We start from the raw sequence: 7,769 nt of genomic DNA, 5'->3' as shown, positions 1-7,769 counted from the left end.
ATTCCGCAATAGCTCAGTTGGTAGTAGCGCATGACTGTTAATCATGATGTCGTAGGTTCGAGTCCTACTTGCGGAGTTACATAGTTTTCTATGGTGTTATTGAGTTGTATTGAGATTTAAATGAATCTGGAGAGTTGTCCGAGCTGGCCGAAGGAGCACGATTGGAAATCGTGTAGGCGGTGAAAACTGTCTCAAGGGTTCGAATCCCTTACTCTCCGTATCAATAAATAGGCCCGTTGGTCAAGCGGTTAAGACACCGCCCTTTCACGGCGGTATCACGGGTTCGATTCCCGTACGGGTCATAGTTTTATCTGGAGGTTTAGCTCAGCTGGGAGAGCATCTGCCTTACAAGCAGAGGGTCAGCGGTTCGATCCCGTTAACCTCCATTATTTTTTAATCATAGTGTTTGACACAATTAAAAAATATAAATGTGATATAAAAAATAGTATTTTGGTCTGGTAGTTCAGCTGGTTAGAATGCCTGCCTGTCACGCAGGAGGTCGCGGGTTCGAGTCCCGTCCAGACCGCTTTAATAGTTTAATTTTTTCCCTAGTATGGCTCGGTAGCTCAGTTGGTAGAGCAATGGATTGAAGCTCCATGTGTCGGCAGTTCGATTCTGTCCCGCGCCACCATTTTTGGAGGGGTAGCGAAGTGGCTAAACGCGGCGGACTGTAAATCCGCTCCTTTGGGTTCGGCAGTTCGAATCTGCCCCCCTCCACCATTTTTTTATGTTTTTTAATTTAATACAGGGGTATAGTTTAAAGGTAGAACAGTGGTCTCCAAAACCATTAGTGTGGGTTCAATTCCTGCTACCCCTGCCATTTTTTATTGTTATGGCGATTGTGGTGAAGTGGTTAACACAGCGGATTGTGGTTCCGCCACGCGTGGGTTCGATCCCCATCAGTCGCCTTTAAGGTATTTTTATTTTATTATTTTCTATTTTTATGATGGCGATTGTGGTGAAGTGGTTAACACAGCGGATTGTGGTTCCGCCATGCGTGGGTTCGATCCCCATCAGTCGCCTTTGTATTATTGGGCTATCGCCAAGCGGTAAGGCAACAGACTTTGACTCTGTTATGCGTTGGTTCGAATCCAGCTAGCCCAGTTTTTTATTAATATTTTTAAATGATGGCGGTATAGCCAAGTGGTAAGGCAGAGGTCTGCAAAACCTTCATCACCGGTTCAAATCCGGTTACCGCCTTTATCATTGTTTAAAAATACTAGCTTTTTGTTAATTATGCCGGCGTGGCGGAATTGGCAGACGCGCTGGACTCAAAATCCTGTGCCCGCAAGGGCGTGCCGGTTCGACCCCGGCCGCCGGTATACTAGTAGTACCAACGTTTCTAACGATTCGTTGGTGCTTTTTTTATTTTTTGTTATAATATAATCAATTAACCAGTATTTTAGTACAGCAATCATAAATATGAAGGAAAGAAGGAGAAAATGATTAAATCAATTGATAAGAGAAATAGTTTTAAAGAAACGCCTTTTGACTATAGTGTCATTAAAGATAATAAAATGATGATATATTGGCATAGAAAACATATTAAAATTATAACGGGAAAAGAATTTGTGAAAGTTAAAAGTAAAATAGAACTAGCTGTAAATCAAGATGAAATACAATTAATTCTTACTAAATTCACAAGAAATTTTAAAAGAGGAAATGAAAAATAGAATTTCATTCATAAGGAGTTATTTATAGAAAGGATTGACATTAAGCGCTTACAATGTTAATGTATATAGTATAAATAGGATTTACATACAACATATGGATAGTGATTGTTTCGGCAAGCTAAACCTAATACAACGTTTATAGTAAGGGGTGAAAACTTCTTTGACTATGAAGGTGTATTGGGTTTTTTTCATGAAAGGCGGGGTGTGAAAGAAATGCTAATAGAAAAGATTCTAAATAATAATGTTGTGATAACAAAAGATCGCTATGGAAATGAGATTATTATTATGGGACGTGGCTTGGCTTACTGCAAAAAAATTGGGCAGAAAATTGAAAAGGATAAAATTGACAAGGTTTATCGATTAAGTAGCGATGAATTGTCACAAAAATTTCAAGAGCTGCTCTTAGAATTGCCTATCGAATATTTAGCAATAGTTGACCAAATTATTGATTACAGTAAAGAAATATTAGAAGTGGAACTGAATGATTCTATTTACATCTCCTTAACAGATCATGTTTTTACCTCTATGGAACGAAAGAAAAATGGACTGCAAGTTCGCAATGCATTACTCTGGGACATTAAACGTTTCTATCCTAAGGAATTTAAAATTGGCATGAAAATGATTGGAAAAATAAAAGAATATTATGACATTGATCTTCCAGAAGACGAAGCAGGCTTTATTGCGTTGCATTTAGTTAATGCTCAAACTGGAAATTATGAAATGAACAATATGTACGATTTAACCAAAATTATCCAGGATATTATGAATATCATTACGTATTATTTTAAAATCACCATTGATGAAGATTCGGTCTATTTTTATCGATTTACTACACATTTACGATTTTTTATTTCGAGAATGCAGTCCAATAAACCTTATAAAAATGAGACTGATGAGGATTTGTTAGATATTGTACGAAAAAAGTATTGGAATGCCTATCAATGTGTCGATAAAATTGCTGAATTTTTAGCAGTCAATTATCATTATGAAACATCCACTGATGAACGTTTATACCTAACCATTCATATTGCAAGAATTGTTGAAAAGAATGGCTAGTCATAATATAAAATTAAAAAAGGGAGGTCAGAAAGCTAGCAGGTAAGGTAAGTAGAAATTGAAAAAGACATGAAACATTTGGATAGTGACATTCAGTTGGCTAAACCTTCAATTAAACTATTTTATTAATTATTGGAGGAAATAAAAATGGGAAAATATCATGAGTTAGCAGAAAAAATTGTAGCAAATGTAGGCGGAAAAGAAAACATTAATAGCTTAACACATTGTATTACAAGATTGCGTTTTAAGTTGAAGGATGAAAGTAATGCAAATGATGACATTTTAAAAAATATGGATGGCGTTGTAACCGTTATGAAGAGTGGTGGACAATACCAAGTAGTCATTGGCAATCACGTTCCTGCTGTCTATGAAGAGGTAGTTAGTATTGCAGGTTTGTCTGGTGATACTGAAGAAGAACCATCTGGCGGAAGTATTTTTAATCGTTTAATCGATATTTTAAGTGGCTGTTTTCAACCTTTTTTAGGCGCTTTAGCAGCAGCTGGGATGGTAAAAGGATTTAATGCTTTATTGGTTTTCTTAAAGCTATATTCAAACACATCTGGAACCTATACGATGTTAAATGGTATTGGGGATGCAATCTTTTATTTTATGCCTGTTATTTTGGGTTACACTTCAGCTAAGAAATTTAAATTGCATCCAATGGTAGGAATTGTGATTGGGTCTGCGTTGTGTTATCCGGCTGTTCAAGGAAGTGCGCTGCAAGCTGTTTTCGAAAGCACTGCTGGCGCTGGTGCGGCAGCTCCTTATAGTTTATTGGGATTACCCGCTTATGATACATTTTTAGGAATTCCTTGGGTAGGCGGTAGCTATACAAGTAGCGTTGTGCCTGTAATCTTTATTATTGCCTTTGCTGCTCAAATTCAAAAGTTGTTTAAAAAAATTATTCCTGAAGTAGTTCAAACATTTTTAGTGCCATTTTTTGTCTTATTAATTGCTTTACCAATTGGATTTTTAGTAATTGGTCCAATTATCAGTATCTTAACTGATTTACTAAGTAGCGGATTCCAAGGATTAATGTCTTTTTCACCCGCATTATATGGTCTTATTCTTGGATTTTTCTGGCAAGTCTTGGTTATCTTTGGTTTACACTGGAGCGTTGTGCCTTTGGCTATTATGCAAATTACGCAAGAAGGTTTTAGTCAAGTGTTAACAGCTTCATTTGCAGCAAGCTTTGCTCAAACAGCTGTTGTCGCAGCGATGTTCTTCAAATTAAAAGATAAAAAAATAAAAGCCCTATGTCCACCAGCAATTATTTCAGGCATCTTTGGTGTAACGGAACCGGCGATTTATGGAATCACGTTACCAAAGAAAAAACCGTTTATTTTCTCAATGGTAGGAGCCGCAGCAGGTGGTTTGTATTTAATGTTAAATCAAGTTACTTCCTATACAATGGGCGGTTTGGGGATTTTTGGTATTTTAAACTTTATCAACGGGGAAGATGCTAGTGGTGTTGTAAATGGGGCAATCGGTATCGTTATTGCTGTTGTAGTAGCCTTTATATTAACGTTCTTCTTTTGGAAAGATGATGTGGTAGAAGAAGAAATAGAAATTGAAATTCCAAAAGTGATGAATAAAGACATTATCACATCTCCTGTGAAAGGAACGGTTGCGTCACTAAGTACCTCAAAAGATGATGCTTTTTCATCAGGTGCATTAGGTAAAGGGGTAGTGATTTCACCTGAAAATGGAAAAGTAGTAGCCCCATTTGATGGGACTGTTATGACTGTTTTTCCAACAAAGCACGCAATTGGTCTAATTTCTGATAATGGAATGGAGTTATTGATTCATATTGGACTTGATACAGTTCAACTAGAAGGAAAGTATTTTGAAACATTTGTAAAGCAAGGAGACAAAGTGACACGTGGTCAAACACTAGTTACCTTTGATAAAGAAGCAATTGAAGCAGCTGGATTTAGTACAGAAATTCCAGTTATTATTACGAATAGTGATGATTATTTGGATATTTTAGAACCTCAACAAAAAGAAATTAATTTAAATGATGATTTGATTACTGCGTTAATTTAAATGTAACGAGTGAGCGTGTATGTTGGTGAGTCAATTATTGACATACACGCTTAAATAAAAGAGTAAAAAATAAATTTAAAAGGAGCGATTGAACAATGGGATTTCCTAAAAAATTTCTTTGGGGCGGAGCTACAGCGGCCAACCAATATGAAGGTGGTTATTTATCTGGGGGGAAAGAACCGAGTACCCTAGATGCGATTACAGGTGGTAGTCATACGACACCAAGAAAAATTACTTACAAAACAAAAGAGGGCAAGATTGAATCTGTTACGAGAGAAAAGTCTTTACCAGCAGGAGCAATTGGTTATATTGATCCAGAACAGTATTATCCAAGTCATGTTGCAACGGACTTTTATCATCATTATAAGGAAGATATTGCTTTATTTGCTGAAATGGGATTTAAATGTTTCCGTCTTTCGATTAACTGGTCACGGATTTGTCCTAAAGGAACGGATGAAGTCAATGAAGAAGGATTAGCTTTTTACGATGCAGTATTTGATGAGTTGTTAAAATACAATATCGAACCGGTTGTTACGATTAATCATTTTGATATCCCTATGTACTTAGCAGATGAGCTTGATGGGTGGTCAAATCGTAAAGTGATTGATTACTTTTTATTTTTCTGTGAAACGATATTTAAGCGTTATAAAGATAAAGTGAAGTACTGGATGACTTTTAATGAAATTAATTTTTTAAGAAGTTGGACGCAAATTGGGATTCATGATAGCAGTCTTCAAGGAAAGTATCAAGCTGCACATCATTTGTTTGTTGCTAGTGCGAAGGCAGTTAAGTTAGGGCATCAAATAAACTCTAATTTTCAAATTGGGATGATGGTTGCTTATATTCCAAGTTACCCAATGTCTTGTCGACCAGAAGACGTGATGGAATCCGTTCAGTTTAATCGTGAGCAAGAATTCTATATTGATGTTCAAGTGAAGGGTTATTACCCAGCGCATAAGCTAAAACAATTTGAGCGTGAAGGGGTAGTGATTAAAAAAGAAGCAGGAGACGATGAACTGATAAAAGAAGGAACGGTGGATTATATTGGTTTTAGTTATTATATGTCAACCGTATCTTCTGCCAATCCTGATAAGGTGAAATTTGTAGGTGGAAATCAAATGCCAGCAGTGAAAAATCCTTATTTAGAAGAATCTGATTGGGGTTGGGGAGTCGATCCATTAGGTTTGAGAATTTCATTAAGTAAATTATACGATCGCTACAATATCCCACTATTTGTAGTCGAAAACGGTTTTGGTGCAGTCGATACGGTCGAAAGTGATGGGGCAATTATCGATGATTACAGAATTGATTATTTTAAAAAACACGTTGCAGCAATGAAGGATGCGATTGATTTGGACGGGGTCGATTTAATCGGCTACACGCCTTGGGGATGTATTGATCTTGTATCTGCGGGTACCGGTGAAATGAAAAAACGCTACGGCTTTATCTATGTTGACTTAGACGACCATGGTCAAGGAACCTTAAAGCGAAGTCGTAAAAAATCCTTTAATTGGTACAAACAAGTTATTGCAACAAATGGTGAAAAGTTAGAAAATAATTAAGAGTTGATTGAAAATTTTGCTACAATTAAATACAAGAAACGCCCCAAAAAGAAAAGTTCTTTTTGGGGCGTTTTTATTTATATAGACATCCAGGTTGGCTCTAGCATATTTCCATCGGGGTCTTGCACTTCAAGACCAAACATTTGATCTTCAGGAATTCCCATCTCAACTTTGTAGTAGTTTCCACCATTTTGTTTTGCTGTTTCAGCGAATTTTCTAACAGCATCGGCACTTTCTAGACTAAAGGCCACAAGTGTACCACTGGTAGTTTTGGCATCTGCAATTTCTTTCCCATTAATAAATTGACGATAAAAATCATGACTTAGTAGCATAATCCAAAAATTTTCATCCCAAACCATTGAACTGCTTGTTTCATTCGAAAAAGCCTCGTTCTTGGTGAAGCCTAACTTCTCATAAAATTCAGTAGAGCGCTTCACATCGGATACTGGAAAGTTAACAAAGACCATCGTTGACATAAAAATCCCCCATTCTTTTTTGTAAAGTTGATTACGCACAAAGCATCTCATGAAGGAGCATTTTTGTCAAAAAATAAGTACACTTAATCTCTTAAATTAAGTGAGGGTTCATTTTTTGATAATTTGCTAGTTTATACGCGATATTTTTTTCATAATCTATGTTGAAATAGCTAAGATAAAGAATATCAAAAAGATACATTAGTGACATCCTTGTAGAAAAGGATGAAATTTTATGGTAGTGGTTTTCAAGAGAAGAAAAAAGAAAAGTACTATCAACTGGCTCCTTAAGCAAGGGACTATTTTTTGATGTAATGAGCAAGATTTTGCACTTATTTCTTTTTAAGATTGCAAATAATTCAGGAATATTCGCACCTCGGCCTTCAAATGAAACAATAATGGCTAAATGTTTAGGAGTACTATTTGCGGCGGTTAAATGCTGAGTGTAGTTGTCTTTTGGTACATTGACTGTTTTTCCGATTTCTTGCATTTGAAATTTAAAATTTTCGGCAAAAAATATATTCGCTGAAGTCGTATAAATATCAATTATTTCAGCCTTTTGTAATAGGGTACGATTTAGCATTAGGCTTTCAATTTCATTCGTATCAATGGTTGATTGCACGGTTTGTTCATAAACCAGTTGCAAATTTTTCATGACGGAAAAATTAGTATCTTCTGAGGAAATAGGATAATTAATATCAATAATTGGGTCAGACGTATGGGCATTTAAATATTTGACGAGTTCTAGTTTTAAGTCATTTAACCCATCGAGGTTTAGTTTGTTAATTAAACGATAAATGGTAGAAATAGAAACAAAAGAGGCTTCTGCAAGTTCTTTTGGTGACAGGTAAATCACTTTTTCTGGAGCTGTTAAAATAAATTGAACAAGTACGTTTTCACTTGTTGTAAGGGAAGATAATGTTTTGAGTTTTAAAAGAAAATTCATTGGTAGACCAAAC

Annotated in this window: 6 protein-coding genes and 13 tRNA genes; 17 read left to right on the top strand and 2 right to left on the bottom strand. The window is 36.0% G+C overall.

The window, feature by feature from the left end; all coding sequences use genetic code 11:
• Positions 1-2 precede the first annotated feature (2 nt).
• The 17 genes from AC07SW_RS11200 to AC07SW_RS11120 all read left to right on the top strand — a co-directional run bounded on the left by AC07SW_RS11200 (position 3) and on the right by AC07SW_RS11120 (position 6,337).
• Positions 3-76: transfer RNA gene (locus AC07SW_RS11200), tRNA-Asn, on the top strand.
• Positions 77-128: 52 nt separating this feature from the next.
• Positions 129-218: transfer RNA gene (locus AC07SW_RS11195), tRNA-Ser, on the top strand.
• Positions 219-230: 12 nt separating this feature from the next.
• Positions 231-302: transfer RNA gene (locus AC07SW_RS11190), tRNA-Glu, on the top strand.
• An 11-nt stretch (positions 303-313) separates the two neighbouring features.
• A tRNA-Val gene (locus tag AC07SW_RS11185) sits at positions 314-386 on the top strand.
• A 66-nt stretch (positions 387-452) separates the two neighbouring features.
• Positions 453-526, top strand: a tRNA-Asp gene (locus tag AC07SW_RS11180).
• 29 nt (positions 527-555) lie between these two features.
• Positions 556-631: transfer RNA gene (locus AC07SW_RS11175), tRNA-Phe, on the top strand.
• 5 nt (positions 632-636) lie between these two features.
• Positions 637-720: transfer RNA gene (locus AC07SW_RS11170), tRNA-Tyr, on the top strand.
• A gap of 26 nt (positions 721-746) precedes the next feature.
• A tRNA-Trp gene (locus AC07SW_RS11165) sits at positions 747-820 on the top strand.
• A 15-nt stretch (positions 821-835) separates the two neighbouring features.
• Positions 836-908 (top strand) — tRNA-His (locus AC07SW_RS11160).
• A 41-nt stretch (positions 909-949) separates the two neighbouring features.
• A tRNA-His gene (locus AC07SW_RS11155) sits at positions 950-1,022 on the top strand.
• Positions 1,023-1,032: 10 nt separating this feature from the next.
• Positions 1,033-1,104 (top strand) — tRNA-Gln (locus AC07SW_RS11150).
• A gap of 25 nt (positions 1,105-1,129) precedes the next feature.
• Positions 1,130-1,200: transfer RNA gene (locus AC07SW_RS11145), tRNA-Cys, on the top strand.
• 38 nt (positions 1,201-1,238) lie between these two features.
• Positions 1,239-1,322: transfer RNA gene (locus AC07SW_RS11140), tRNA-Leu, on the top strand.
• Between the two features lie 120 nt (positions 1,323-1,442).
• Positions 1,443-1,673, top strand: a complete 231-nt coding sequence (locus AC07SW_RS11135) for a hypothetical protein (protein ID WP_494632891.1) — start codon at positions 1,443-1,445, stop codon at positions 1,671-1,673.
• A gap of 213 nt (positions 1,674-1,886) precedes the next feature.
• Positions 1,887-2,729 (top strand): BglG family transcription antiterminator LicT, encoded by an 843-nt coding sequence (gene licT / locus AC07SW_RS11130; protein ID WP_494632890.1) that lies wholly within the window; start codon positions 1,887-1,889, stop codon positions 2,727-2,729.
• A gap of 147 nt (positions 2,730-2,876) precedes the next feature.
• The gene (locus tag AC07SW_RS11125; protein WP_494632889.1) at positions 2,877-4,775 is read left to right on the top strand and encodes a beta-glucoside-specific PTS transporter subunit IIABC; all 1,899 of its coding nucleotides are present in this window, start codon (positions 2,877-2,879) and stop codon (positions 4,773-4,775) included.
• Positions 4,776-4,870: 95 nt separating this feature from the next.
• Complete coding sequence (locus AC07SW_RS11120; RefSeq protein WP_494632887.1) at positions 4,871-6,337, top strand: glycoside hydrolase family 1 protein; 1,467 nt, start codon at positions 4,871-4,873, stop codon at positions 6,335-6,337.
• 77 nt (positions 6,338-6,414) lie between these two features.
• Here AC07SW_RS11120 and AC07SW_RS11115 read toward each other — a convergent pair whose 3' ends face one another.
• Both AC07SW_RS11115 and AC07SW_RS11110 read right to left on the bottom strand, forming a co-directional pair.
• Complete coding sequence (locus tag AC07SW_RS11115) at positions 6,415-6,813, bottom strand: VOC family protein (RefSeq protein ID WP_119907799.1); 399 nt, start codon at positions 6,811-6,813, stop codon at positions 6,415-6,417.
• Positions 6,814-6,904: 91 nt separating this feature from the next.
• Entirely contained in the window at positions 6,905-7,756 is an 852-nt protein-coding gene (locus AC07SW_RS11110) for a MurR/RpiR family transcriptional regulator (protein WP_463684896.1), read from the bottom strand.
• Between the last annotated feature and the right edge of the window lie 13 nt (positions 7,757-7,769).

Source organism: Carnobacterium sp. GW821-FHT04C06 (assembly GCF_059420345.1).
Note: the sequence above shows the minus strand (reverse complement) of the source record. Positions and strands in the feature narration are given on the sequence as shown.

Coding starts and splice junctions, on each gene's coding strand:
- licT (WP_494632890.1), top strand. CDS start 1,887: ATGCTAATAGAAAAGATTCTAAATAATAATGTTGTGATAACAAAAGAT.
- AC07SW_RS11110 (WP_463684896.1), bottom strand. CDS start 7,756: ATGAATTTTCTTTTAAAACTCAAAACATTATCTTCCCTTACAACAAGT.
- AC07SW_RS11120 (WP_494632887.1), top strand. CDS start 4,871: ATGGGATTTCCTAAAAAATTTCTTTGGGGCGGAGCTACAGCGGCCAAC.
- AC07SW_RS11115 (WP_119907799.1), bottom strand. CDS start 6,813: ATGTCAACGATGGTCTTTGTTAACTTTCCAGTATCCGATGTGAAGCGC.
- AC07SW_RS11135 (WP_494632891.1), top strand. CDS start 1,443: ATGATTAAATCAATTGATAAGAGAAATAGTTTTAAAGAAACGCCTTTT.
- AC07SW_RS11125 (WP_494632889.1), top strand. CDS start 2,877: ATGGGAAAATATCATGAGTTAGCAGAAAAAATTGTAGCAAATGTAGGC.